Source organism: Microbacterium sp. E-13, assembly GCF_049912955.1.
In the GTDB taxonomy this organism is placed as follows: domain Bacteria; phylum Actinomycetota; class Actinomycetes; order Actinomycetales; family Microbacteriaceae; genus Microbacterium.
The window spans coordinates 2,700,826-2,725,399 of sequence record NZ_CP183973.1; the positions used below are offsets into that span (position 1 = coordinate 2,700,826).

Genomic DNA, 24,574 nt, shown 5'->3' on the forward strand with positions numbered 1-24,574 from the left:
GACCCGTCTGCCGCCGGTCAGGCCGCGACCGCACTGACGGGCCGCGCCTCCGCCGGCGCCGAGACGGGCTCGCTGTCGTCCCACTCGAGGACGATGCCGCGGCTCGAGGTCGCTTCGTTGGCCAGCTCGCGCAGATACTCGGCATCGAGCGTCTCGGGCTCGGCGGCGTCGAAGACGAACCGCAGCGGGATCGAGGGCTGCATCCACAGCGAGGTGCGGCCGCCGGCCTCGCCGTCATGGCGCCAGGTGAGCATGAAGCTCTCGCCGCGGCGCAACTTGGTCGCTGCCACGACCTTGACGTGGGCGAGCACACGGTCGGGAATCTCGACGGGACGGCAGTCCGCCCCGTAGTACAGGTGTGCCATGTCTTCCTCCTTGTGCGCGGCGGCGACGTATCCGTCACCAGGTGTCAATCACAGTAACTAGGTATCACAGTATTTGTGCAATGTAGTAGCCATCACAACCCGCGACATAGTATGGTAGGGACGGTATGACATCGCGTGACGCGCCCACGACGCAGCCGCGGAGTGAGGAGGACGTCCATGCCCCAGAGCGTCGTACGCCACGAGAACGAGCACCTGTACGCACGGCAGCCGCAGAGCCCGGCGGGTCAGCGCCTGAGCGATGCCATCCTGCACTTCCGCCAGTCGGAGCGCCGCCAGTCCGAGCGCGCGGTGCGCGAGTCGGGCCTGTCGAGCACCGACCTCACCGCCCTCCGCTACCTGGTACAGGGTCTCCGCGACCAGCGCGACCTCGGCCCCAAAGACCTCATCCTGATGCTCGACACCTCGAGCGCGACGGTCACCAACGTGGTGGAGCGACTCGTCGCGCGCGGGTTCGTCACACGCGTGCAGCACCCGACCGATCGCCGCGCACACTTCCTCGTGCCCACCGCGGAGGCGGTGAAGCGGGTGGACGAGGCGTTCGCGGCGCACCATTCCACCATCGTCGACGTCATCGACGGGCTTCCCGAGGACGAGGCCGAGTTCGCGGCGACCGTCCTGGCGAAGATCGCGGACGCGCTCGACGGCGTCGCCTGATCCCGTCGCGTCCGGCGTCGGCATCGCCGCACGCCTAGGCTGAGCCCATGCCCTCCCCCGTGACCCTGCCCCGTCTGTCCTGGGGCGATCCTGGCGCCTCGCGCTGTGCGCTGCTGATCCACGGCCTCGGGTCGAACGGCGCCCTCGTGTGGCGCTACGGCGTCGCCCTGGCCGACGCGGGGTGGCGAGCGGATGCCGTCGACCTCCGCGGTCACGGCACCGCTCCGCGCACGCTCGACTACACGCTCGCCGCCTACGGCTCGGACGTGGCAGCCGTCCGGGGCGACCGGGGCCCGTGGGACCTGGTCGTCGGCCACTCGCTCGGGGGCGCAGCATCCGTCCTCGCCGCCGCGGGTGATCCGACGTGGACGCGCCGGCTGATCCTGATCGACCCCGCGATCGCGCTCACCGACCGCGACCGCGGCATCGTACGCGACAGCCAGACCCGCTCGTTCGAAGATCCCTCGCAGGCGGCCGTGCGTGCCGAGCACCCGCACTGGCACTCGCAGGACATCGAGCTGAAGGCCCTGTCGGCCCAGCAGGCGAGCCGATGGGCGGTCGAGCAGACGAGCGCCCAGAACCCGGATTGGGATGTGACGGATGCCGCTCTCCGCGTCGAGGTGCCGACCCACGTGATCGCGTCGGATCCCGCGGTGTACTCGATCTTCCGCGGCAAGCCGGCAGAGGCCGCCGTCGCGCCGAACCCCCGATTCAGCGTCTCGGTCATCGCGGGCGCCGGCCACTCTCCGCATCGCGACGCACCGGAGGCGACGATCGCCGCACTCCTCGAAGCCCTGGGCTGACGCCCGCCGGAACGCCGCGCCGCCTGCCGCGCGGGCAGCGCCGGCCCACGCCTACTGGACGGCGATCTCCACCCCTTGGCCGACATCGAGGACGACCCCGACGAACGCGGGTACGACGCGCGAGAGCGACTCCTTCAGGTCGTCGACGGACGGTGTCGTGCCGTCGTCGGTGGTCACCTCGACAGTCGCAGTCGTGCCCGACCAGTTCAGACCGTAGACGCGTGCGCCGTCGCTCGCCTCCAGCCAGTCGCCGGTGACCTGCTGGATGGCGACCGACCACCGCGACAGAGCGACCGAGATCACCGAGTTGACCGCGAGCGGGACGGCGATGACGACCGCGAGCACCGTGACGATCACGTACGCGCGCCGTCGGTTGGCGACGGGCGACGACCCCGGGTCCCTGGCGTACCCGGCGACGGTGAAGACGATGCTGCCGGCGATCACGAGCGCCACGACGTTCGACAGGAAGAGCCACAGCGCACCGAGGGCGTCGTTCCAGAGCCCCTGCCCCGCGCACACTCCGACGACGCCGAGCGGCGGCACGAGCGAGATCGCGATCGCGACGCCCGGCAGGATGGCGCTGAGGTCCCGGCGGCACATCGCGAAGCCGCCCGCGAAGCCGGTGGCGAGGGCGGCGATGAGATCCATGAAGCTGGGCGACGTGCGACCGAGCACCTGCGAGTTCGTCTCGAGGCTCTCGGGGGTGGCGACGAAGATCGAGAAGGCCAGGCCCAGCACGACGACGATCACCAGCCCGAGAAGCACCCACAGGATCGATCGCACGACGAGGCTCAGATGGCCCGTGACGATGCCGAGCCCGATGGCGAGGATGGGGGTGCCCAGCGGTGCGATGATCATCGCTCCGATCACCGTCGCGGTCGAGTCGGTGAGCACTCCGGCGATGGCGATGATCCCGGCCAGCGTCAGCATGATGAGGAAGCCGCTCCGCTTGCCCGCGCGGTCGCCCGAACCCAGGTCGAGCGCCTCGGTGACCTCCGCCGCGGTCTGCCGCTGCGTCGGCGGGATCAGCGTCTGCAGCATCTGCGAGAGCGTCGCCATGCGCACATCATGGCGTAAGAATGGCGTAGTGACCCTTTTCGACCCGGACGAGATCCTCCCCGACGCACTGCTGGAGCGCTTCCGGAAGCGGGCGGCCGTGCACGATCGCGAGAACACGTTCCCCGGCGACGACCTCGCGGATCTGAAGGACGCCGGATACCTGAGCATCCTGGTGCCCGAAGAACTCGGCGGCCGCGGACTCGGTCTCGCCGAGGCATCCGTGCTCCAGCAGCGGCTCGCCGGTGCGGCCCCGGCCACGGCGCTCGCGATCAACATGCACCTGGTCTGGACGGGGGTGGCGAAGGTGCTCGCCGATCGCGGCATCGGATCGCTGCGCTTCGTGCAGGAGGGCGCCGCGGCCGGCGAGGTCTTCGCGTTCGGGATCAGCGAGGCGGGGAACGACCTCGTGCTGTTCGGAAGCGGGACGGATGCTGCCCCCCTCCCCGACGGCGGCTACTCGTTCACCGGCATCAAGATCTTCACGTCGCTCGCGCCGGTGTGGACCCAGCTGGGACTGCACGGTCTCGACACGTCGTCGGAGGACGCACCTCGGATGGTCTACGCCTTCGTGCCGCGCTCGGAGGTCGAGGCCGGCCGCGTCGTCGTGCGCGACGACTGGGACACCCTGGGCATGCGCGGCACGCAGTCGCGCACCACGGAGCTGCGGGACGCCGTCGCGCCGGCCGACCGCGTGGTGCGGCGGCTCCCACCGGGTCCCAACCCCGACCCGCTGGTGTTCGCCATCTTCAGCGTGTTCGAACTGCTGCTCGCCTCGGTGTACACGGGCATCGCCCGGCGCGCACTCGATCTCGCGGTCGCCGCCGCGAACCGGCGCACCTCGAAGCGCACCGGCAAGGCCTACAGTCAGGATCCCGACATCCGCTGGCGCATCGCGGGCATGGCACTCGCCTACGACGCACTGCCCCCGCAGATCGCCGCCCTCGCCGGTGACGTCGATGAACTCGCCGACCATGGCGCGCGCTGGTTCTCACTGCTCGCGGGCGTCAAGCACCGCGCAGTGGCGTCGGCCAAGTCGATCGTCGACGACGCGGTCCTCGTGGCGGGCGGGTCGTCGTACTTCTCGGGGAACGAACTCAGCCGGCTCTACCGCGATGTGCTGGCGGGCCTGTTCCATCCCTCGGATCCGGAATCCGCCCATTCGACCGTCGCCACGGCGTGGCTCGGGCCGGTGGAGGACTGAGCATGCCGCGCACTCCGACCCAGCTGCTGAGCCCCGCCGACCAGGAGCGCCGGCGCGGGCTCCGGACCATGAAGGGGGTCGCGCTGGGCGCGCTCGTCTTCATGGCCGTGCTGTTCGCCTTCTCGTTCGCGTTCCAGCAGGAGATTCCGGCGCTGGCATACGTGCGTGCCGCTGCCGAAGGCGGCATGGTCGGCGCGCTCGCGGACTGGTTCGCCGTGACGGCGCTGTTCCGTCATCCCCTGGGCATCCCGATCCCCCACACGGCGATCATCCCGAGCCGCAAGGACGAGATCGGCCGCACCCTCGGCGAGTTCGTCGAGACGGAGTTCCTCCGTGGCGACGTCGTGCGCACCAAGCTCGAGCAGACCGCCATCGCCGCGCGCCTCGGCGAGTGGCTGAGCACGCCCGAGCACGCCGAGCGGGTCGCGGCCGAGGCCTCTCTCATGGCGGCCGGCGTGCTCCAGGCGCTCAGCGACGAAGAGGTGCGCGACGTCATCGAGGAGCTCGCCCGCGAGCACCTCATCGCTCCCGACTGGGGTCCGCCGGTGGGCGCGTGGCTGGGCCGCATCATCGAGACCGGCGGCCACCACAACGCCGTCGATCTCGTCGCCGACACCATCGCCGCGTGGCTGGAGGCCAACAAGGCGGCGTTCACCGGCCTCGTCTCGCGCCGTCTCCCCGCGTGGGTGCCATCGGTCGCGCACCGGTTCGTCGACGACACGGTCTACAACGAGGCGGTGAAGCTCGTGGCCGCGATCCGGGCCGATCCGCGGCATCCGGCCCGCATCGCGATCGACGGATACCTCACGCGGCTCGCCGACAACCTGCAGCACGATCCCGCGACGATCGGGCGGTTCGAGGACGCCAAGCTCGCCCTGTTCGACAGCCCGCGCGTGCGCGAGCTCGCCGCGGAGGCGTGGACGACCGCCAAAGCCGGCCTGCTGCGCTCGCTGGCGGATCCTCAGAGCGGACTGCGGCGGCGGGCCGCCCAGGCGCTGGCCGAGATCGGCGAGCGACTGACGACGGATGCCTCGCTCCAGCACCGGGTGGACTCGTGGGTCACCGACGCCGCCGTCTTCCTCGTCGACCGCTACCGGCACGACATCGCGTCGATCATCACCGACACCGTCGAGCGCTGGGACCCGGTGGAGACCACGGAGAAGATCGAGTTGATGGTCGGCCGCGACCTGCAGTACATCCGCCTGAACGGCACCATCGTCGGGGCGCTCGCCGGCGTCGCCATCTTCACGATCGCTCACGCGCTCCTCGGCTGACGTCGCCGCACGGTGGCGGGCGACACGCTGTGTTAAATGTCCATGACGGGCGGGGACGGCGGATTCCTCCGGGATTAGCCTGATGCCGTGCCCGAGGACTCGTCCATCCAGCTCCTGTTCACCTATTCCTCCCTGCGACAGGCGGATCTGCAGCTCGACACCTTCGGGCGCCTTCTGGAGGGCGAGGCCGATGTGCTCCCCGGCTACACGGTCGACTATGCGGAGATCGCGGACCCGCGCGTCGACGATCTGTCGGGGCTGTCCGTGCATCCGATCGTGCGCGAGACGGGCAACCCGCTCGACAAGGTCGTGGGCGAGGCGGTCGAAGTGACCGAGGACGAGCTCGATGCGGCGGACGAGTTCCAGCTCGCGTTGAACCGGCGCATCGCGGTCGTGCTCGCCAGCGGGCGATCCGCCTGGGTCTACGTCGCGGCGTGACCGCCGCGTCGGCGGGTGCTCCGGTAACCTCGGGGCCGTGAGGCTTCCCCGCGATCCCCTGTGGCCGCGCGCCGGTGCGTGGCCCCCCATCGACGAGGGCGGGTGGGATGCCGCGATCCTCGGCGTCCCCGCCTTCCGCACATCGCTGTCCCCCACGGGGGCGCATGCGACGCCCGGCGCGGTCCGCGAGGCGCTGCGTCGCTACAGCCCGACGCTCGTCGGACCGCCCGCGATCGACCTCGGCGAGGCGCTGCGCATCGCGGATGCGGGCGACATCGACGAGCCCGACGGACAGGCGGGCGAGGCATCCGTCCGCGCCGCGATCGGGGCGCTCCGGCAACGAGCCGACCTCGTCATCGCGCTCGGCGGCGACAACTCCATCACGTACGCGGTGACGCAGGGCGCGGAAGCGGACGGCCTCATCACGATCGACGCGCACTTCGACCTGCGCGACGGCGTCTCGAACGGATCGCCGGTGCGCCGGCTCGTCGAGGACGGCCTCGACGCGCAGCGCGTCGTGCAGCTCGGCATCGCCGACTTCGCGAACTCCGCGGCGTACGCGCAGCGCGCGGCCGACCTCGGCATCACGGTGGTGACGCTGGACGACCTTCGCCGTCGCGGTGCCGACGACGTCGTCGCCGAGGCGCTGGAGGTCGCCGGAACGGGCGGCGGCAGCATCCATCTCGACATCGATGTGGACGTGTGCGACCGCTCGGTCGCGCCCGGGTGTCCCGCCTCGGTGCCCGGCGGGCTGGCGGCCTGGGAGCTGCGCGCGCTCGTGCGCGCCATCGCCGCCGATGCGCGGGTGCACAGCGCCGACATCGCGGAAGTCGATGCGACCGCCGACGCCCCGGACGGGCGCACCGTCCGGCTCGCCGCGCTGTGCGTGCTCGAGCTGCTGGCCGGCAAGGCCACGAAAGAGAGGACGGCATGATCCGTCTCGCACTGGTGCGTCACGCCAAGTCGGACTGGGGCGATCCGAGTCTCGACGACCACGACCGGCCGCTCAACGACCGCGGCATGCAGGATGCGCCGCGCATGGCCGCGCGGCTGCGCGCGAGCGGATTCGCCGCCGACGTGATCCTCTCGAGCACGGCCCTGCGCGCGCGCACGACCGCCGAGGCCTTCGGCGCCGAACTGGAGATCCCGGTGTCGCTCGACCCCGAGCTGTACGGTGCACCGGCCGGATCGATCCTCGGCGCCGCGGCTGCCACGGGCGCCGGCGCGGTGGTGGTCGTCGCACACGACCCGGGCATGAGCGTGCTCGCCGCGCGGCTGTCCGACGGCGACATCGCCCACATGCCGACGTGCGCGGTCGCCACCTTCACCTGGTCGGCGGACGACTGGGATGTCGCGACCGGGATCGACCCCGACGACTGGACGTTCGCCACCCCCCACTGACGGCGGCGTTCCCCTGCCTCGAAGTGCCGAGCCGCGCGGCAGACCGTGACAGGCGAGCAGCGCACGCCCGGTGGCTGGATCAGGCCGCGACGCCGCCCACCCATACGGTATGGACCAGCGGCACTCCCGGCCGGTACGCGAGGTGCACGCGGGTCGGAGCATCGAGCATCACGAGGTCGGCACGCGCGCCCGGCACCAGGCAGCCCACGTCGTCGCGCCGCAGCGCGCGGGCGCCGCCGGCCGTCGCAGCCCAGACCGCTTCCGCAGGAGACATGCCCATCTCTCGCACGGCGAGCGCGATCATGAGCGGCATCGAGCTGGTGAAGCTCGACCCCGGGTTGCAATCGCTGGCCAGAGCCACCGTGACCCCCGCGTCGATCAGCCGGCGCGCGTCGGGATACGGCTGGCGCGTCGAGAACTCGACGCCCGGCAGCAGCGTGGCGACGGTGCCCGACCCGGCGAGCGCATCGATGTCGGCGTCGTCGAGATACGTGCAGTGATCGACGGATGCCGCGCCCATCGCCACCGCCAGCCGCACGCCCTCGCCGGGCCCGAGCTGGTTGCCGTGCACGCGGGGTTCCAGGCCGTGTGCGGCGCCGGCCGCGAGGATCCGGCGCGACTCCTCCGGGGTGAACGCGCCGCGCTCGCAGAAGACGTCGACCCAGCGGCTGTGGGGGGCGCAGGCACGCAGCATCCCGTCGCAGACGAGGTCGACGTACTCCTCGCGGCGGTCGGCGTACTCGGCGGGGACCACGTGCGCGCCGAGGTAGGTGACCTCCGGCGTCACCTCGGCGGCGAGGCGGGCGAGCCGCTCTTCGTCGGCGACGGTGAGTCCGTAGCCGGTCTTGATCTCGAACGTCGTCGTGCCCTGCGCGTGGAGCTCCGCCACGAAGGCGGCCAGGCGTTCGCGCAGCTCCTGGTCGGTCGCGGCGCGGGTCGCCGCGACGGTGCGCCGTATGCCCCCTGCGGCATACGGCGCACCGGTCATGCGCGCCTCGAACTCGTCGGCGCGGTCGCCCCCGAACACGAGGTGCGTGTGGCTGTCGACGAACCCCGGGATGACGGCCCGGCCCCCCGCATCGACGACCTCGAGCCTCCCGGCTTCCGGCGAGACGACACCGGGGGGACGAGACCCGGGAGAGGCCCCACGGTCTCGGCGCACCGGTGGGGTTTCACGGTCGAAGGGTGGGGCGGACGGTCCAGCGGCGGAGAGAGCGGCGGAGGGGGTGGCGGAGGCGGAGCCGACCCAGGCGATGCGGTCGCCCTCGATGAGCACGGCGGCGTCGTGCAGCGTGCCGAGCGCGTCGCCGTCGCGGTCGACGTTGGTGGTCAGCTCGCCGATGTTCGTGATCAGCGTCGCGGTCACAGCATCCGTCCGGTCACTCATCGAGCATCGGGATGGTGAGGCCGCGTTCGCGGGCTACCTCCTTCGCCCGGTCGTACCCGGCGTCGACGTGGCGCATGACACCGGTCCCGGGGTCGTTGGTGAGCACGCGCTCGAGCTTCTCGGCGGCCAGCGGTGTGCCGTCGGCGACGGTGACCTGCCCGGCATGGATGCTGCGGCCGATGCCCACGCCCCCACCATGGTGGATCGAGACCCACGCCGCGCCGCTCGCGGTGTTGAGCAGCGCGTTCAGCAGCGGCCAGTCGGCGATGGCGTCCGAGCCGTCCGCCATGGCCTCGGTCTCGCGGTACGGGGATGCGACCGAGCCCGCATCGAGGTGGTCACGACCGATCACGATGGGCCCGGAGAGCTCGCCGGCGGCGACCATCTCGTTGAACTTCAGGCCCGCAAGGTGCCGTTCCTTGTAGCCGAGCCAGCAGATGCGCGCAGGCAGGCCTTCGAAGTGCACGGCGTCACCGGCCTTGTCGAGCCAGCGCACCAGCCCGGCGTCGTCGGGGAAGAGCGCCTTGACGGCCTCGTCGGTCTTGCGGATGTCGTCGGGGTCGCCTGACAGCGCGACCCAGCGGAACGGTCCGCGCCCCTCGGCGAACTGCGGGCGGATGTACGCGGGAACGAAGCCGGGGAATGCGAACGCCCGGTCGAAGCCGCCGAGCTGCGCCTCGGCACGGATGGAGTTGCCGTAGTCGAACACCTCGGCTCCGGCATCCTGAAATCCCACCATCGCGGCGACGTGCTTGGCCATGCTGCCGCGGGCGCGTGCGGTGAAGGCCTCCGGGTCACGGGATGCCTCGGCCTTCCAGTCCGCGAACGCGACGCCCACCGGCAGGTACGCCAGCGGATCGTGGGCGCTTGTCTGGTCGGTGACGATGTCGACCGTCACCTCGCCCGCGCGGTGCCGGAGCAGCACGTCGCCGAAGACCTCGGCCGCGTTGCCGACCACTCCCACCGAGAGGGCCTCACCGGCGTCCTTCGCAGCGACGACGCGCGCGAGCGCCCGCTCGAGATCGGTCGTGTACTCGTCGAGGTAGCCGTGCTCGACGCGGCGGGCGAGGCGCGACTCGTCGACGTCGACGATGAGCACCGCTCCCCCGTTCAGCGTGACGGCGAGAGGCTGCGCGCCGCCCATGCCGCCGGCGCCACCGGTGAGGGTGAGGGTTCCGGCGAGGCTCGCGGTCGCGGCATCCGTCCCCCTCTTTTCTGCCAGCGAGCGCGCGACAGCGGCGAACGTCTCGTACGTGCCCTGCAGGATGCCCTGCGTGCCGATGTAGATCCACGAGCCGGCGGTCATCTGGCCGTACATCGTGAGGCCGAGCTCTTCGAGCCGCCGGAACTCGGGCCAGGTCGCCCAATCGCCGACGAGGTTCGAGTTGGCGATGAGCACGCGCGGCGCCCACTCGTGCGTGCGGAAGACGCCGACCGGCTTGCCGGACTGCACCAGCAGGGTCTCGTCGGGCTCGAGCTCGTCGAGGGTACGGACGATGGCGTCGAACGCCTCCCACGAACGGGCCGCGCGCCCCGTGCCGCCGTAGACCACGAGGTCTTCGGGGTGCTCGGCGACCTCGGGGTCGAGGTTGTTCATGAGCATGCGCTTGGCCGCCTCCGCGCCCCAGCTCTTCGCCGTGCGCTCTGGGCCGCGCGCGGCGCGGACGGCGCGATCGCCCAGGCCGCGGGCCGTTTCGGTCATCGCATCCATCGAGGTGGTCATGTCTACGCTCCTTCGCGAGTTCGGTACGTGCAAAGTCGAGGAGATCTGCAGATTCGAGGAGACATCCGCCGCATCCGTCCTCTGATCGGCTGATCTCCGCTCATCGGCCACTCTCCGCGCCCCGAGCCGCGGCCGCCACGGCGCCGGAGACGACCAGCCCGGTCACCGCCTCCATCTCGGGCGACAGGAAGCGGTCGGGTCCCGGCCCGCCCGCCACGGTGCGCACGAGGTCGTGCACGGCGCCGGTCGCCGCAGCGGGCTCGAGCGGCGCCCGCAGGTCGAGGGCTCGCGACGCCGTCAGCACCTCGATCGCGAGCACCCGCGACAGCCCGTCGAGGGCGCGACGCAGCTTGCGGGCGGCGGCCCACCCCATGGAGACGTGATCCTCCTGCATCGCGGAGGAGGGGATCGAGTCGACGGATGCCGGCACCGCGAGTCGCTTCAGCTCCGCGACGATCCCCGCCGCGGCGTACTGGGCGATCATCAACCCCGAGTCCACGCCCACTTCGTCGGCGAGGAACGGGGGCAGGCCGTTGCTGCGGGCGGGGTCCAGCGCGCGGTCGGTGCGCCGCTCCGAGATCGACGCGACATCGGCGACCGCGATCGCCAGGAAGTCGAGCACGTACGCGATCGGCGCGCCGTGGAAGTTGCCGTTGGACTCCACGCGCCCGTCGTCGGTGATGACCGGGTTGTCCACGGCGGAGGCGAGCTCTCGCGACGCGATGAGCAGCGCGTGCTCTGCGGTGTCGCGCGCGGCACCGTGTACCTGCGGCGAGCAGCGGAGCGAGTACGCGTCCTGCACGCGCGTGCACACCGACGGGTCGCGATGAGACGCGACGATCGGGGATCCCGCCAGCACGGCTCGCAGGTTCGCGGCCGAGACGGCCTGACCTGTCTGAGGGCGCAGCGCCTGCAGGTCGGCCGCGAAGACGGCGTCGGTGCCGAGCTGCGATTCGACCGACATGCCGGCGGCGACGTCGGCCGTGTCGAGCAGCACCGAGAGGTCGTGCAGCGCGAGCAGCAGCATCCCCAGCATGCCGTCGGTGCCGTTGATGAGCGCCAGCCCCTCCTTCTCACGCAGGACGAGCGGGACGATGGATGCCGCGGCCAGCGCCTCGGACGCATCGAGCTCTTCGCCCTCGGGGCCGCGCACGCGTCCCTCGCCCATGGCGGCGAGCGCTACGTGCGACAGCGGCGCCAGGTCGCCTGAGCAGCCGAGCGACCCGTATTCGCGGACGATCGGCGTGATGCCGGCGTTGAGGATGGCCGCGTACGTCTCGACGACGACCGGCCGCACACCGGTGTGGCCGGTCGCGAGCGTCTGCAGCCGCAGGAGCATCAGCGCGCGGACGACCTCCCGCTCGACCTCCGGACCAGTGCCGGCGGCGTGCGAGCGGATCAGGCTCGCCTGCAGCTGCACCCGCCGCTCGGGTGCGATGAACGTGGTGGCGAGCGCGCCGAAGCCCGTCGAGATGCCGTAGTGCGGCTCGGGATCGTCGGCGAGCCCCTCGACGAGCGCGCGGGCGTGCGCCACCGCCGCGAGCGCTTCCGGGGCGACCGCGACACGGGCGCCGTGCCGGGCGACCGCGACGACGTCCTCGGGGCGGAGCGGAGCCGCGCCCACGGTGACGACGGGCGTCTCATCCATGAGATGGGCGCTGCCTGCGTGCTCGAGCCTCAGGGTCATGCTCCGATTCCACACCGGGGGGATGCCGCGCGACACCGGGTCGTGGCATCCTGTGTCTGTCATGCCAGACACTTCTGCCGTCGCTCCGCGTTCTCCCGGCCAGTCCGTGCGCCCGCAGGTGCCCGCCGCCGACCAGACGCTGCGGATCCTGTCGTTCCTGGCGCGGCAGCGCGGGCCGGTGCCGGCGCGATCGATCGCCACGGGACTCGGCATCCCGCGGTCGAGCGTGTACCACCTCCTGGCGACGCTCGAAGAGCACCATTTCGTCGTGCACCTTCCCGAGGACCGGCGGTGGGGGCTCGGCATCGCGGCGTTCGAGCTCGCCGGCGGCTACTCCCGTCAGGAGCCCCTCGCTCGCCTCGGACGCCCGGTGCTTGCGGAGCTCGTCGACCGCGCGGGCGAGAGCGCGCACCTCGCCGTGCTGCACGGCCGCGACGTCCTGTACATCGTCGAGGAGCGCGCGCCCCGCCGGCCTGCGCTCGTGACCGACGTCGGGGTGCGCCTTCCCGCGCACCTGACGGCGACCGGCCGGGCGATGCTCGCCGCGCTTCCCCGTGAGCAGGTGCGGGCGCTGTTCCCGGATGCCGCATCCTTCGCCGACCGCACCGGCAGGGGGCCGCGGCGACCGAGCGAGCTGCGCGACCTGCTGCGCGGTGTGCGTCAGCGGGGCTGGGCCTTCGAAGACGGCGAGGTGACCATCGGATTGGGCTCGGTCGGGGCCTCGGTGCTCGATCACGTCGGCTGGCCGATCGCCGCGATCGCCGTCACCTATCCGGCCGGCGACACGCGCGATCCGGAAGAGCTCGCGAACCTTCTCCGTCCCGCCGCGGGAGAACTCGGGCGGCGCATCCGCGGCGCGAAGCCGGCCGCGCGGGGATCCGGATGACGCCGACGTCGCCGGAAGGGTCGCGCCGGACCCTCGGGGCGGTGGTCCCCCGCGCCACCGGCGAGGATGCGGCTCATCCCCCGAAGTGCGCGAGGACCCGCGCGACCACCTCCGCCCGTTCGGCGTCGGTCTCCAGCTGCTCGAGACCGAAGCCGAACATCAGCGTGTCCGGCGTCGCCGTCGCGCTGTAGAACGGTCCGACCGCGTCATAGCGCACGAAGTCGCTCGCGTTGCCGGCGCTGCCCTCCGGTGCGCCGAGCACCTCCCATGCCCCGGTGCCGGTCTCGAAGCCCTCGGTCTCGGTGGCGGTGCCGTCGATCACGAGCGCCGTGTCGTCGACCATGAGGCCCACGTCGCCGGAGAACGGATCGGTCACGTAGCTGATCACGATCTGGACGTCCTCGCCGGCGTAGCCCGACAGGTCGAACGAGACCGGGGTCCAGCCGCCCGAGCTGCCGGTGAAGGAGTTCCAGGCCCCCGTGTCGCCCGTCGACGCGCACGGATTGCCGGGCGTGAGGTAGTGCGTCAGCCACGGGTGCTCCGCGAGCAGGAAGCCCGCCTCGCATTCGAACGGAGCGGCGCTCGTCGTCCCGCCCCGCTCGTCCACCAGCGTCGTCCAGTCCTCCGTGCCGGCCACGCGGGCCTCGACGATGACGTGGTCGTACCCCAGCTCGGTCGCGTAGGAGAACTGCGCGGTGAACGCCGCGGTCTGGCCGGCCTCGAGCTCGGGAACGGTGTACGTGCGGGAGAGCCGCTGATAGGCGTCGTCCACGTGCGAGGCGAACATGGCCCACTCGCCCCCGACGGGGATGAACGGACCGGACGGGTTCTCATACTCGGCCGCGGGCCAGCTCTCGAACTGCGGGAACTGCTCAACGGGGAGCACGTCGCTCGTCGCAGTCAGGTCGCCGGCCTCGTCGACCGGGTTGTCCTCGACCGCCGGTCCGCCGAAGCGGGCGTCGACGCCCTCGAGCGGGTCGGCGATGCCGCTGATCCCCGCCCCCGAGATCTGGTTCCGGTCGTAGGCGCCCAGCCAGTACTGCGTGAAGTCGTCCGCCAGCAGCAGGCAATCGGAGAAGATGTCCGACGTCACCACGCACTGCTGGTCGGGAGCACCGTCGAGCCCGTAGTAGATGCCGCCGATCGTCCCGGCGAGGAAGCCGTAGTACGCTGTCGTCTCGCCGTCGAGGGCCAGCTTGCCGCCCTCGTTGAGGAAGTCCCTCACCGCCATCGTCAGGTACTGCTGGCGCTCGGCCACAGAGAGGTCCGGGAAGGGGCCCGCGTACGTCTCGGTGAGGAGGTCGTCCTCGTCCTGAGTGAGCCGGTTGTCGCCGAGGTACCACAGGACGGCGTCGTAGTGGCTGAGCACTCCGAGGTCGTGCGGTACCCCGCTCTGGTCGACATCCCAGACGTCCGGGGTGATCCCGCTGGCCTCGAGCGCCTCGACGTGCTCGTCGAGATACTTCGGCCCGTCGGCGTGAGGCGGCTCTCCGGCGTTCCTGGCACCGGTGTAGTCCTCGTTGGCGATCACCAGCACGGAGTTGCCGGTGTCCTGCGCCACTTCGTACGTGAAGTGCTCGCTCTCGATCACCTTGGCACCGGGGCCGGCGTTGTCCTTGCCGCCGGGTCTCCCGGTGAACCACACCTCGACGCTGTCGCCGGCTTCGGCACCCGTCACCACGCCACGGTATTCGCCGTAGTAGTCGGTGTTCTCGGCTCCGTACCGTTCGCCTCCCTGCCACTCGTGGACCGGCACCGACGTCGTCTTCCCCCCGTTGATCCGGTAGCTCATCTGCTTCTTGCGCAGATCGTGCTTGGCCCACACCGCCACCGTCTGCGGGTCGCCGTACGACACCGAGAAGGAATCCACGCGGAAGTCCTCGGCGTCGCGCCCGACCACCGAGACCGGGTCGTCCGGGTCCTTCGCCGATTCGGCGACGGCGAGGGCGAACGGGACGTTCTTCTGGAACTCGGCCTGGATGAGCCCCTCGTCGTCGGGGAAGTTGAACACGCTCTCGCAGTCTTCGGCGTTCCACTGGTCGTCGGGCACCGAGTCCGAGGCGGTCTGGCAGGTCGCCATCTCCGGCGTGAACCCGAGGACGCCGTACGCCTCCTGCGCGTGCGAGTCGGTGTCGCCGTTCGTCGTGTACAGCTCGGCCGAGATGTCGGGGTCGTAACCGGGCACCGCCGGCTTCGCGTCGTCGCCCACCATCGCCTCGTAGATCACGTCGTCGGGCGACGGCGTCGCCACCTGCCAGCCGATGCCGTGCAGCAGCAGTTCGGCCGCCGAGTGGTAGTTGACCAGGAACTGCGGGGTGAGGTCGGCGAACAGCCCGTCCAGCGCCTGCGTCTCCGGCTCGGAGGCCGGCGACGGGCCACGATAGGTGTCGTTGGAGGGGTCTGCCGAGGAGCCCTCGTTGTCATAGCCCCACCGGGTGGGGAAGTTGCGGTTCAGGTCCACGCCGTCGGCGGTGGTGATGACGCCGTCACCGTCGTTGTCGCGCAGGTTCTTGCGCCAGAGGCGCCAGCCGTCCTCGAAGGTGAAGTCGTAGCCGTCGGGGTTCGCGACCGGCACGAACCACAGCTCGGTCGTGTCCACGAGGTTCGAGATCTTCGGGTCGGAGCCGTACGAGGTGACGAAGTACTGCAGCAGACGACGCACCATCTCCGGGGTGATCCACTCCCGTGCGTGCTGGGCTCCGACATAGACGGTGGTCGGGCGAACGCCGAGGTTCTGGCCCTGCGGGTTCTTGGTGACGCGGACGGCTCCGATGTCCTTGCCCTGGGTGGTCTGCCCGATGACACGGAAGTCCGCGATCTGCGGGTGCGCCGCGGCGACCTGCTGGAGCTCCTCGAGCAGGCCTCCCTCCCCGCTGTACGGACGGAAGACGCCGTCCCCCGCGACGAGCGAGCGCCGCTGCGCCGCCGGCTGCTTCCGCTCGAGACTCGCTCCGGCCGCCGCGAGCTCCGCTGCCTTGCCGGCGCTCAGGATCACCTGCACCTCGACCTCGCCGGGCTCGTCACCGGCCGACGTCACGATCTCGTGCCGGTCGACGCCGGAGTCGGCGATCGCCGCGAGACCCGCCGCATCCACTGTTCCGGTGTACACGGCGAGCACGTCGTCGGCTTGAGGCGGCGGTGGCTCGGGGCTCGCGAAGGCGGGTGTCACGGCGAGACCCGCGAGGATCACTGCTGTGGTCGTGGCGACGGCGAGCTGACGGATCATGCGCAACCCCTTTTACACGCGAGCCCATGCCGGGTGGCGCTGGAGTCCCACGTCCGCGCCGACACGGGCCGACCCCTGTCTACCCCTCGCACCCGCACCCGTCAAGCGGTCTGCGCGCAGTCATCAGTCGACCTTGAGAACCGTCCCTCCGGTGAGGCGCAGCAGCTCCTCGTAGGTCATCGGGAAGACGGTGTGCGGCGTGCCGCCCGCGGCCCAGATCTGGGGATAGCGGGCGAGATCCTCGTCGACGACGGTGCGCAGCGGCGACGGATGCCCCGTCGGGGCGACGCCGCCGATCGCCTGGCCGGTGGCTTCCCGCACCTGCTCGGGCGTGGCACGCTGGATGCTCACGTGGCCGAGCCGCTCCGCGAGCCCCTTCGTGTCGACGCGGTGGGCGCCGCTCGTCATCACGAGGAGCGGTGCGCCGTCGCTGTGGAACACGAGGCTGTTCGCTATGGCGCCGACATCGACCCCGAGCGCCTCGGCTGCGAGCGCCGCGGTGGAGGCGGCATCCGGAAGCACGACGATGTCGCCGGAGATGCCCACCGCCCTGATGGCGTCGTGCACGAGGCGGCTGCGGGCGGGAAGCGAGGCGGGGGCTGTCACGGCTTCAGCCTAACGACGCGGGTCGGTGGCGATCTTCCCCGGGCGACGCCCCGTCAACCCGTCGACGGGGCATGCACTGTGCTGAGCGGTGCGCACCGGACCCTCCGGTGAGGGCGCAATGTGCCCACTCGCCGCGGGACCGGTTGAACATTCCGGCGAACCGGTGTGCAATGAGAGCGGATGCCGCAACGCCGCGTCGTCCGCAGCGCACTGCCCACGAGGCCCGCCGAAGGAAGTATCGCGATGACGCACACTGTGCCCTCTCTGCCCTTGCCCGATTTCTCGCACGAGCGCGTGGAGGTGATCACCGGGCGGCGCAGCGGCCTGTTCATCGCAGTTGCGCTCCATTCGTCGGTGCTCGGCTCGGCACTCGGCGGCGCACGCCTGTGGACCTATCCCCACTGGAGCGACGCCCTCGGCGATGCACTCCGCCTGTCGGCGGCCATGACGCTGAAGAACGCGGCGGCCGGGCTGGACGCCGGCGGCGGCAAGTCCGTCATCGCACTGCCGCCCGGCACGATGCTCGACGCCGACCGCCGCCGCGCGGCATTCCTCGACCTGGGCGACGCGGTCGAGTCGCTCCACGGCCTCTACCGCACGGCGGAGGACGTCGGCTCGACGACGGACGACATGCTCATCGTGAGCGAGCGCACCGAGCACGTCGTGGGCCTTCCCGACGCGGTCGGCGGCTCGGGCGAGCCGGCCGGGCCCACGAGCCTCGGCGTCTACGAGTCGATCCGCGCCACCCTCGAGCGTGTCGCCGGCTCCGCAGACGTCGAAGGGCGCCGCATCACGATCTCGGGACTCGGCCAGGTCGGGAGCCGGCTGGCGGTCCGCCTGTCTGCGGAGGGCGCCCACCTCACGGTCACCGATGTCAACCCCTCCAAGCGCGACCTCGCGACCCAGCTCGGCGCGCACTGGATCGCCCCGGGCGAGGAGCACCTCGTTCCCGCGGACGTCTTCGTCCCCGCCGGCATCGGCGGACTCCTCACCGACGAGGTGATCGACGCCCTCGACGCCAAGGCCGTCTGCGGACCCGCCAACAACCCGCTGGCCGACCACAGCGGTGCCGAGCGACTGGCCGGCCGCGGCATCCTCTACGCCCCCGACTTCGTGGTGAACGCGGGAGGCGTCATCTACCTCGACCTGGAGGCGAAGCACCTCGGCTCGCGCACCGCGATCATGGAGCGCGTCGGGCAGATCGGCGACACCGTGCGCCGCATCTTCGACGAGGCGGAGGTCCGCGGAGTGACACCGCTCGAAGCCGCCGAGGGCCTCGCCGCCGAGCGTCTCGCCGCCGGAGGTCGTCAGCCCGCCCTCGCGCGCTGAGCCGGGACCGCCCGGCCGCCCATCCCCCGGCCCGATCGAAGGAGATCCGGTGTTCACCAGCCCGCACCCCGATGTGGAGATACCCGAGCTCAGCGTCTACGAGTACCTCTTCTCGACCCTGACGGAGGAGGAGCTGAGCCGCGTCGCGCTCATCGATCCGGCCACCGGCGCAGAGACCACCTACGGCGGGCTCCGGACCCAGGTCGACCTCTTCGCCGGCGCGCTCGCTGCGCGAGGCGTCACCGTCGGCACCGTCGTGGGCCTCCTGTGCCCGAACCTGCCGGTGTTCGCGACGGTCTTCCACGGCATCGTGCGTGCGGGCGCCACGGTGACGACCGTGAACTCGCTGTACACCGCTGGCGAGATCGAGAAGCAGCTGCGGGATGCCGGGGCCACCTGGCTCGTGACCGTCAGCCCGCTGCTTCCCCAGGCCCAGCTCGCCGCGGAGGCCGTCGGCATCCCGCACGACCGCGTGATCGTGCTCGACGGCGCCCACGGTCATCCGAACCTCCGGGAGATGCTCGGCGAGGGCGCGCCTGCCCCGGACGTGTCCTTCGATCCGGCGACGCACCTCGCCGTGCTGCCCTACTCGTCCGGCACCACCGGCGTGCCGAAGGGCGTGATGCTGTCGCACCGCAATCTCGTCGCGAACGTCGCCCAGTGCCGCGTGGCGCTCGACCTCGCCGCGACCGACCGGGTGCTGGCGGTGCTGCCGTTCTTCCACATCTACGGCATGACCGTACTGCTCAACCTGGCGCTGCGGCAGCGCGCGAGCCTCGTGACGATGCCGAAGTTCGACCTCGTGGAGTTCCTGACGAACATCCAGCGGTTCCAGTGCACCTACCTCTACATCGCCCCGCCGATCGCCGTCGCCCTCGCGAAGCACCCCATCGTCGACCGGTTCGACATCTCGAGCGTGCACACGGTGTTCTCGGGTGCCGCCCCACTCGACGGCGAGACGGCCGAGACCGCGGGCCGACGCATCCACGCGCGCATGATGCAGGGCTACGGCATGAGCGAGCTGAGCCCGGTGTCGCATGCGATGCCGAGCGACAGATCCGACATCCCGGTGAGCTCGGTGGGCGTCATGCTGCCCAACACGCTGAACAAGCTCGTCGACACCGAGACCGGCGAGGAGATCACCGAGATCGGACCCGACGGCCTCACGAAGCCCGGCGAGATCTGGGTGAAGGGCCCGAACGTCATGCTCGGCTACCTGAACCAGCCGGCGGCGACCGCCGAGACGCTCGACGCCGACGGCTTCCTCCACACCGGCGACGTGGCCGTGTATCACGAGGGCGGCTACTTCTCGATCGTCGACCGCGTGAAGGAGCTCATCAAGTACAAGGGCTACCAGATCGCCCCCGCCGAGCTCGAGGCGCTTCTCCTCAGCCACCCGAAGGTGATGGATGCCGCGGTCATCGGTGTGCTCGACGACGACAGGCAGGAGATCCCGAAGGCCTTCATCGTGCCGGCGCCGGACTCGGGACTGACCGAGGACGAGGTCATGAGCTTCGTCGCCGGGCAGGTGGCACCCCACAAGAAGGTGCGCCGGGTCGAGTTCATCGACGCGATCCCCAAGTCGAGCTCCGGCAAGATCCTCCGAAAGGACCTGCGAGCGCGCGAGGCCGCGACAGCCTGAGAGCGCGGCAACGGATGCCTCGCCGACGCGTTTCGCCGCGGCATCCGTGTTCCCGCCCGCTAGGTTGACCGCATGCAAGGACTCTGGCTCGCAGCCCTCAGCGGTCTGATCGGCGGAGGCACGCTTCTCGTGGGCGCGGCGGTCGCCTGGTTCGTCGACATCCCGCAGCGCGTGGTCGCCGGCATCATGGCGGTGGGCGCCGGCGTGCTCATCTCCACGCTCGCCTTCGAACTCGTCGAGGAGGCGGCCGACGACGGCGGGCTGATCCCCACGACGGTCGGGTTCCTCGGCGGCGCGATCATCTACATCGTCGCCGACCAGCTGATCTCGCGGCGCAGCAAGAAGCGCGCGGCGTCTCCCCCGTCCACCGGTGGGGCGACCAGCACGGAGTTCTCGGACGGCGACCAGATCCCGGCGAACATCGTGGCGCGTCGCGCCGGAGCGCAGGCGGTGGGCGGCGCAGGCCTCGTGATCGCGGTCGGAGCGCTCATCGACGGCATCCCGGAGTCCATCGTCATGGGTCTGTCGGTGCTGCAGGGCGGCATCAGCATCCCGATCGTCGCGGCGATCGCGATCAGCAACTTCCCGGAGGGCCTCGGGTCGACCGCGGCCCTGAAGCGCGGCGGCTCGAGCGCACGGTACGTCGCACTGCTGTGGAGCGGCATCGCGCTCATCACGGTCATCGCCTCCGTGCTCGGGTACGTCGCCTTCCAATCGGCGTCGCCCGGCCTGATCGCGCTCATCACGACGATCGCCGCCGGCGGCCTGCTCGCGATGGTGTGCAACACCATGATCCCCGAGGCGTTCGACGAGCAGCACGCGCTCACGGGCCTCTGGGCGACGATCGGCTTCCTCGCGGCGTTCCTGCTGCACGAACTCAGCGGCTGAGCTTGGGCTCGCAGTCGGGGCATCCGCGCACGTGCAACGTTGACCTCGCCCGCGGGATCGCGGCATCCCGCGGTACGTCGGCCGGTCGCTCAGAACCCGTCGTCGACTCGTCCATGGCGAGCGCGGTGGCGACATCCGTCGTTCGCGCTTCCACAGGTCAACCGGGGTTGCACAGGACGTCTCTGCGCGAATCGGTCCTGTGGAGCGCCGGTTCACCTGTCGGGGGCTGGGCTGCAGGTGTGCCGGGGTGGCGGCATCCGTCGTTCGCGCTTCCACAGGTCAACCGGGGTTGCACAGGACGTCTCTGCGCGAATCGGTCCTGTGGAGCGCCGGTTCACCTGTCGGGGGCTGCCAGGCGTGAGCCCCGGGCGGCGGACGAGCGGGGCAGGTGACGGCGAGCCGGCGCCGGATCAGGCGGTCGCCGGAAGACCCTCTTCGCCGGCGGCGGGCGCCGACGCGTCGATCGTCAGGCCGTGCAGCAGGCCGAGGGCGGCGCGGGCCTCGTCGATGCGTCCCTCGACGGCGAGCTCGCGGATGCGCACCGACGGCTTGTGCAGGAGCACGCCCGCGAGGTGGCGCAAGGCGGCCTCGACCTCGTCGCCCGCGCCCCGCGCGCGTGCGCGGGCGATCTCGGCCTCGACGGTCTTGAGCACCTCGCCGCGAAGCGCGGTGATCGCTGGGCCCGCCTCACGATCGGCGTGGAACTCGGTCGCGGCGTCGCCGACGATCGCGCGAGCGTCGGCGTGCGCGGAGAACTGCTCCAGCGGAGCGTGCAGGCGGATCGTCTCGAGGTCGAGCAGCTCGACCCCCTCGACCGCGCCGACGGCGGGGTCGACGTTGCGGGGAAGACCCAGGTCGATGACGAGCACGCGATGCCCCGGCATGAAGGCGTCGGCGTGCACCACGGCATCGGCGGTGCACGTGATCACGACGGTCGCGCCGGCGACGGCGGCGGCGAAATCGTCGACGGGAATCAGCCCGTGCTTGGCCGCGAAGGCCTCGGCGCGACCCGAGGGCGAGAAGACGTTGATGTCACCGGCGCCGCGGGCGCGCAAGGCCTCGACGGTGCGGACGGCGTACTTGCCCGTGCCCACCAGCACGATGCTCGCCGCCGACCAGTCGGCGACGCGGCTCGACGCCAGCTCGAGGGCGAGTCGTACGAGCGAGCGGTGCGCACCGCGCAGCTGGGTGCGGTTGCGCACGCCCCGGCTGGTGTGGGTGGCCTTCTGGAACAGGCGCTCCAGTTCGCCGCTGGTCATGCCCTCGTCGCGTGCGGCATCGAGAGCGCGGCGCACCTGACCGGAGATCTCGTCTTCGCCGACCGACATCGACTCCAGTCCGCTGGTGACGGCGAACAGGTGGGCGGCAGCATCCGCTCCCGAATGCACGGCGACGGACGCGCGCAGCAGATCCGGCGAGACGCCGGAGGCCTGCGCCATCGCCTCGACGACGGATTCGACCGCGACGACCTCGCCGCCGGTGAGCGGCTCATCGATGTCGAGATAGGCCTCGAACCGGTTGCAGGTCGCGAGCACGACGGCGCCCGACACGAAGATCTCGTCGTCGACGAGCGCCCGCGTGGCCGTGGGCGCCCCCACGGAGAGACGCTCCAGGACGTCGAGGCTCGCGTTCCGATGGTTCGCGGTCAGACAGAGGAGCACGACTCTAATCTTAACGTGTGTCTTTGCATGACTCTCACCCTTCCGTTGTCCAGAGAAACGATCCCCCCGCCCTGATACGCGCGTATCGCGGCGAGAGCCCCGAACGGACTCCCGTCTGGTTCATGCGGCAAGCGGGTCGTTCGCTGCCCGAGTACCGGGCGCTGAGGGTCGGCACCGACATGCTCGACGCCTGCCTCGATCCCGCGCTCGCCAGCGAGATCACGCTGCAGCCGGTGCGTCGCCACGGCGTCGACGCGGGCATCTTCTTCAGCGACATCGTGATCCCGGTGCGGCTCGCCGGTGTCGACGTGCGCATCGTCGCCGGTCGTGGCCCGGTACTCGAGCACCCGGTGCGGACGGCGGCGGATGTCGCGGCCCTGCCGCCGCTCGAAACCGAAGCGCTGGCGCCCATCCGCGAGGCGGTCGCGCTCACCGTCGCCGAGCTCGGCTCGACTCCACTGATCGGGTTCGCCGGCGCCCCCTACACACTGGCGTCGTACCTCGTCGAGGGCGGGCCGTCCAAGGAGCAGCTCCGCACGCGCGCGCTCATGCACTCCGATCCCGAGACCTGGGCGGCGCTGCTCACCTGGTGCGCCGACATCACGGGCGCCTTCCTCGCGGCGCAGATCGAGTCCGGCGCGTCGGCCGGGCAGCTCTTCGACTCGTGGGCCGGCTCGCTCAGCCTCGCCGACTACACGCGTCATGTCGCGCCGTTCTCGGTGCGGGCTCTCGACGCCGTGCGGGGCCTCGACGTGCCCCTCGTGCACTTCGGCGTCGGCACGGGCGAGCTCCTCGCGGCGATGCGCGACGTCGGCGTCGACGCCGTGGGCGTCGACTGGCGCCTGCCGCTCGACGAAGCGGTGCGGCGACTCGGTTCCGGCGTATCGGTGCAGGGCAACATCGACCCGGCCCTCCTCCGGGCGCCCTGGCCGGTGCTGGAGGCGCACATCCTCGACGTGCTCGAGCGCGGCCGATCCGCCCGCGGCCACGTGCTGAACCTCGGCCACGGCGTCCCGCCCGACACCGACCCGGCCGTGCTCACCCGGATCGTGGAGTTCGTCCACGCGCATGGGTGACTTCTCCGTCGTCGGCGGCGGTGTCGCGGGACTCGTCGTGGCGCGCCGGCTGGCCGCCGCCGGTGCCGCGGTCACCGTCTGGGAGGCGTCGGACCGACTCGGCGGCACGGTCGCGCGGCACGAGGTCGGCGGTCTCGCCCTCGACGCGGGTGCCGAGAGCTTCGCCGTGCGCGGCGGTGCGGTGGCGGCGCTCCTCGAAGAGCTCGGCCTTGACGATGACATCGTCGCTCCCGCCCCCAGGCCGGCCTGGCTGCAGCCCGCCGCCGGCGACGCGGTGCCGTTGCCCGCCACCGCGCTTCTCGGCATCCCCTCGGATCCGCTCGCCCCGGATGTGGTGCGCGTGGTCGGTCTCGCGGCCGCCGAACGAGCAGCCGAGTTCGACGCCCGGCCCGTCGACGCCGTGCCGGCGACCCTCGGGGCGCTGGTGCGCGACCGGTTCGGCGACGACGTGCTCGACCGGCTCGTCGCTCCGGTGGTCCACGGCGTGCACTCGCAGCACCCCGACGAACTGCCGATCGCGAGGGCGCACCCGGCACTCGCCGACGCCGTCGTGAGCGCCGGCTCACTCAGCGGTGCGGTAGCCCGCCTCCGGGCCGCCGCTCCCCCGGGCGCCGCCGTGGCGGGCATCCGCGGCGGAGTCAACCGGCTCGTGCCGGGGCTGGCCGACGACCTCGAGCGGCACGGCGGCGTGATCCGCCTGGGCTCGCGCGTCGGCGACCTCGGCGGGCTCGAGGGCACCGCGATCGTCGCCGCGCCGGGCGTGGCTGCCCCCGCGGCGCCGGGGCGTCGCATCGACCTGGTGACCCTCGTGGTGGAGCAGGACGAGCTGGATGCCGCGCCCCGGGGCACCGGCCTGCTCGTGGCCGCCGGGGCACCGGTGGCCGCCCGCGCCCTCACCCACGCCACTGCGAAGTGGGAGTGGCTGCGGGAGGCCGCCGGACGCCGCCACGTCGTGCGGCTGTCCTACGACCGGACGCCGGCGGACCCGGTGGCCGCCGCCCGCGCGGACGCGGAGGTGCTGCTCGGCGTTCGCCTGCCGGTCGTGGTGGACGCAGCTCGCGTCTCTTGGATACGGCCGGACGCGGCATCCGTCCCGTCCGGCACCATCATGGTCGGCGAGACCGTTGCCGGCTCGGGCCTCGCGGGCATCGTCGCGCACGCCGAGCGCACCGCCGCCGACCTCCTCGCCCGCTGAGCCCGCGCGCCGCTCGGCGGCCTGCCCGGCTCGCCAGAACAGGAGATCTGGC

21 protein-coding genes are annotated in these 24,574 nt (G+C 71.6%); 13 read left to right on the forward strand and 8 right to left on the reverse strand.

Annotated features, from left to right (window positions below; translation table 11 throughout):
* Positions 1–17 precede the first annotated feature (17 nt).
* Positions 18–365 carry a hypothetical protein gene (locus ACN9MP_RS12440; RefSeq protein WP_426320611.1) on the reverse strand — a complete coding sequence of 116 codons (348 nt, stop codon included), beginning with the start codon at positions 363–365 and terminating at the stop codon, positions 18–20.
* 177 nt (positions 366–542) lie between these two features.
* Here ACN9MP_RS12440 and ACN9MP_RS12445 point away from each other — a divergent pair, with 177 nt between their 5' ends.
* On the forward strand, positions 543–1,040 hold the full coding sequence (locus tag ACN9MP_RS12445) for a MarR family winged helix-turn-helix transcriptional regulator (protein ID WP_426320613.1): 498 nt from the start codon (positions 543–545) through the stop codon (positions 1,038–1,040).
* A gap of 47 nt (positions 1,041–1,087) precedes the next feature.
* Positions 1,088–1,843, forward strand: a complete 756-nt coding sequence (locus ACN9MP_RS12450) for an alpha/beta fold hydrolase (protein WP_426320615.1) — start codon at positions 1,088–1,090, stop codon at positions 1,841–1,843.
* 51 nt (positions 1,844–1,894) lie between these two features.
* On the opposite strand, the gene ACN9MP_RS12455 is transcribed toward ACN9MP_RS12450, so the two are convergent.
* Entirely contained in the window at positions 1,895–2,902 is a 1,008-nt protein-coding gene (locus tag ACN9MP_RS12455; protein WP_426320617.1) for a TIGR00341 family protein, read from the reverse strand.
* Here ACN9MP_RS12455 and ACN9MP_RS12460 point away from each other — a divergent pair.
* The 5 genes from ACN9MP_RS12460 to ACN9MP_RS12480 all read left to right on the forward strand — a co-directional run bounded on the left by ACN9MP_RS12460 (position 2,901) and on the right by ACN9MP_RS12480 (position 7,216).
* Positions 2,901–4,103 carry an acyl-CoA dehydrogenase family protein gene (locus tag ACN9MP_RS12460; RefSeq protein WP_426320619.1) on the forward strand — a complete coding sequence of 401 codons (1,203 nt, stop codon included), beginning with the start codon at positions 2,901–2,903 and terminating at the stop codon, positions 4,101–4,103. The genes ACN9MP_RS12455 and ACN9MP_RS12460 overlap by 2 nt on opposite strands.
* Before the next feature lie 2 nt (positions 4,104–4,105).
* Positions 4,106–5,377: a DUF445 domain-containing protein gene (locus ACN9MP_RS12465; protein WP_426320621.1), complete on the forward strand. Its 1,272-nt coding sequence runs from the start codon at positions 4,106–4,108 to the stop codon at positions 5,375–5,377.
* 87 nt (positions 5,378–5,464) lie between these two features.
* Positions 5,465–5,815, forward strand: coding sequence for a gamma-glutamylcyclotransferase family protein (locus ACN9MP_RS12470; protein ID WP_426320622.1), 351 nt, complete (start codon positions 5,465–5,467; stop codon positions 5,813–5,815).
* Positions 5,816–5,852: 37 nt separating this feature from the next.
* Entirely contained in the window at positions 5,853–6,749 is an 897-nt protein-coding gene (locus ACN9MP_RS12475; RefSeq protein WP_426320623.1) for an agmatinase family protein, read from the forward strand.
* A complete protein-coding gene (locus ACN9MP_RS12480; RefSeq protein WP_426320625.1) occupies positions 6,746–7,216 on the forward strand; it encodes a SixA phosphatase family protein in 471 nt (156 codons plus the stop codon). The genes ACN9MP_RS12475 and ACN9MP_RS12480 overlap by 4 nt, the downstream gene beginning before the upstream one ends.
* Positions 7,217–7,295: 79 nt before the next feature.
* On the opposite strand, the gene hutI is transcribed toward ACN9MP_RS12480, so the two are convergent.
* From hutI to hutH, 3 genes are all read right to left on the reverse strand, one after another.
* On the reverse strand, positions 7,296–8,603 hold the full coding sequence (hutI, locus tag ACN9MP_RS12485; protein WP_426320627.1) for an imidazolonepropionase: 1,308 nt from the start codon (positions 8,601–8,603) through the stop codon (positions 7,296–7,298).
* Positions 8,596–10,326 (reverse strand): urocanate hydratase, encoded by a 1,731-nt coding sequence (gene hutU, locus ACN9MP_RS12490; protein ID WP_426320629.1) that lies wholly within the window; start codon positions 10,324–10,326, stop codon positions 8,596–8,598. The genes hutI and hutU overlap by 8 nt, the downstream gene beginning before the upstream one ends.
* A 100-nt stretch (positions 10,327–10,426) precedes the next feature.
* On the reverse strand, positions 10,427–11,974 hold the full coding sequence (gene hutH / locus ACN9MP_RS12495; RefSeq protein WP_426326011.1) for a histidine ammonia-lyase: 1,548 nt from the start codon (positions 11,972–11,974) through the stop codon (positions 10,427–10,429).
* A 100-nt stretch (positions 11,975–12,074) separates the two neighbouring features.
* On the opposite strand from hutH, the gene ACN9MP_RS12500 reads away from it, so the two are divergent.
* Positions 12,075–12,899, forward strand: coding sequence for an IclR family transcriptional regulator (locus ACN9MP_RS12500; protein WP_426320631.1), 825 nt, complete (start codon positions 12,075–12,077; stop codon positions 12,897–12,899).
* A 73-nt stretch (positions 12,900–12,972) separates the two neighbouring features.
* Here the strand turns inward: ACN9MP_RS12500 and ACN9MP_RS12505 are convergent, their stop codons facing one another.
* Both ACN9MP_RS12505 and ACN9MP_RS12510 read right to left on the reverse strand, forming a co-directional pair.
* Positions 12,973–16,125: a M14 family zinc carboxypeptidase gene (locus tag ACN9MP_RS12505; RefSeq protein WP_426320633.1), complete on the reverse strand. Its 3,153-nt coding sequence runs from the start codon at positions 16,123–16,125 to the stop codon at positions 12,973–12,975.
* Between the two features lie 123 nt (positions 16,126–16,248).
* Positions 16,249–16,731 (reverse strand): YbaK/EbsC family protein, encoded by a 483-nt coding sequence (locus ACN9MP_RS12510; RefSeq protein ID WP_426320635.1) that lies wholly within the window; start codon positions 16,729–16,731, stop codon positions 16,249–16,251.
* 243 nt (positions 16,732–16,974) lie between these two features.
* Here ACN9MP_RS12510 and ACN9MP_RS12515 point away from each other — a divergent pair, with 243 nt between their 5' ends.
* The 3 genes from ACN9MP_RS12515 (at position 16,975) to ACN9MP_RS12525 (ending at position 20,590) form a co-directional block, all read left to right on the forward strand.
* Positions 16,975–18,060, forward strand: a complete 1,086-nt coding sequence (locus ACN9MP_RS12515) for a Glu/Leu/Phe/Val dehydrogenase dimerization domain-containing protein (RefSeq protein WP_426320637.1) — start codon at positions 16,975–16,977, stop codon at positions 18,058–18,060.
* A gap of 49 nt (positions 18,061–18,109) precedes the next feature.
* The gene (locus ACN9MP_RS12520; RefSeq protein WP_426320638.1) at positions 18,110–19,702 is read left to right on the forward strand and encodes an AMP-binding protein; all 1,593 of its coding nucleotides are present in this window, start codon (positions 18,110–18,112) and stop codon (positions 19,700–19,702) included.
* Between the two features lie 72 nt (positions 19,703–19,774).
* Entirely contained in the window at positions 19,775–20,590 is an 816-nt protein-coding gene (locus ACN9MP_RS12525) for a ZIP family metal transporter (RefSeq protein WP_426320640.1), read from the forward strand.
* A 410-nt stretch (positions 20,591–21,000) separates the two neighbouring features.
* Here the strand turns inward: ACN9MP_RS12525 and ACN9MP_RS12530 are convergent, their stop codons facing one another.
* Positions 21,001–22,251 carry a glutamyl-tRNA reductase gene (locus ACN9MP_RS12530; RefSeq protein WP_426320641.1) on the reverse strand — a complete coding sequence of 417 codons (1,251 nt, stop codon included), beginning with the start codon at positions 22,249–22,251 and terminating at the stop codon, positions 21,001–21,003.
* A 17-nt stretch (positions 22,252–22,268) separates the two neighbouring features.
* Here ACN9MP_RS12530 and hemE point away from each other — a divergent pair, with 17 nt between their 5' ends.
* Positions 22,269–23,327: a uroporphyrinogen decarboxylase gene (gene hemE, locus ACN9MP_RS12535; RefSeq protein WP_426320642.1), complete on the forward strand. Its 1,059-nt coding sequence runs from the start codon at positions 22,269–22,271 to the stop codon at positions 23,325–23,327.
* Complete coding sequence (locus tag ACN9MP_RS12540; protein ID WP_426320644.1) at positions 23,320–24,522, forward strand: protoporphyrinogen/coproporphyrinogen oxidase; 1,203 nt, start codon at positions 23,320–23,322, stop codon at positions 24,520–24,522. Before hemE ends, ACN9MP_RS12540 begins: the two co-directional genes overlap by 8 nt.
* The last annotated feature ends 52 nt before the right edge of the window (positions 24,523–24,574 follow it).

Excerpts from the sequence above, each read along its gene's own strand:
- ACN9MP_RS12440 (WP_426320611.1), bottom strand. The coding sequence starts at position 365 with ATGGCACACCTGTACTACGGGGCGGACTGCCGTCCCGTCGAGATTCCC.
- ACN9MP_RS12445 (WP_426320613.1), top strand. The coding sequence starts at position 543 with ATGCCCCAGAGCGTCGTACGCCACGAGAACGAGCACCTGTACGCACGG.
- ACN9MP_RS12450 (WP_426320615.1), top strand. The coding sequence starts at position 1,088 with ATGCCCTCCCCCGTGACCCTGCCCCGTCTGTCCTGGGGCGATCCTGGC.
- ACN9MP_RS12460 (WP_426320619.1), top strand. The coding sequence starts at position 2,901 with ATGCGCACATCATGGCGTAAGAATGGCGTAGTGACCCTTTTCGACCCG.
- ACN9MP_RS12455 (WP_426320617.1), bottom strand. The coding sequence starts at position 2,902 with ATGGCGACGCTCTCGCAGATGCTGCAGACGCTGATCCCGCCGACGCAG.
- ACN9MP_RS12465 (WP_426320621.1), top strand. The coding sequence starts at position 4,106 with ATGCCGCGCACTCCGACCCAGCTGCTGAGCCCCGCCGACCAGGAGCGC.
- ACN9MP_RS12480 (WP_426320625.1), top strand. The coding sequence starts at position 6,746 with ATGATCCGTCTCGCACTGGTGCGTCACGCCAAGTCGGACTGGGGCGAT.
- hutI (WP_426320627.1), bottom strand. The coding sequence starts at position 8,603 with ATGAGTGACCGGACGGATGCTGTGACCGCGACGCTGATCACGAACATC.
- hutU (WP_426320629.1), bottom strand. The coding sequence starts at position 10,326 with ATGACCACCTCGATGGATGCGATGACCGAAACGGCCCGCGGCCTGGGC.
- hutH (WP_426326011.1), bottom strand. The coding sequence starts at position 11,974 with ATGGATGAGACGCCCGTCGTCACCGTGGGCGCGGCTCCGCTCCGCCCC.
- ACN9MP_RS12500 (WP_426320631.1), top strand. The coding sequence starts at position 12,075 with ATGCCAGACACTTCTGCCGTCGCTCCGCGTTCTCCCGGCCAGTCCGTG.
- ACN9MP_RS12505 (WP_426320633.1), bottom strand. The coding sequence starts at position 16,125 with ATGATCCGTCAGCTCGCCGTCGCCACGACCACAGCAGTGATCCTCGCG.
- ACN9MP_RS12515 (WP_426320637.1), top strand. The coding sequence starts at position 16,975 with ATGACGCACACTGTGCCCTCTCTGCCCTTGCCCGATTTCTCGCACGAG.
- ACN9MP_RS12525 (WP_426320640.1), top strand. The coding sequence starts at position 19,775 with ATGCAAGGACTCTGGCTCGCAGCCCTCAGCGGTCTGATCGGCGGAGGC.
- ACN9MP_RS12540 (WP_426320644.1), top strand. The coding sequence starts at position 23,320 with ATGGGTGACTTCTCCGTCGTCGGCGGCGGTGTCGCGGGACTCGTCGTG.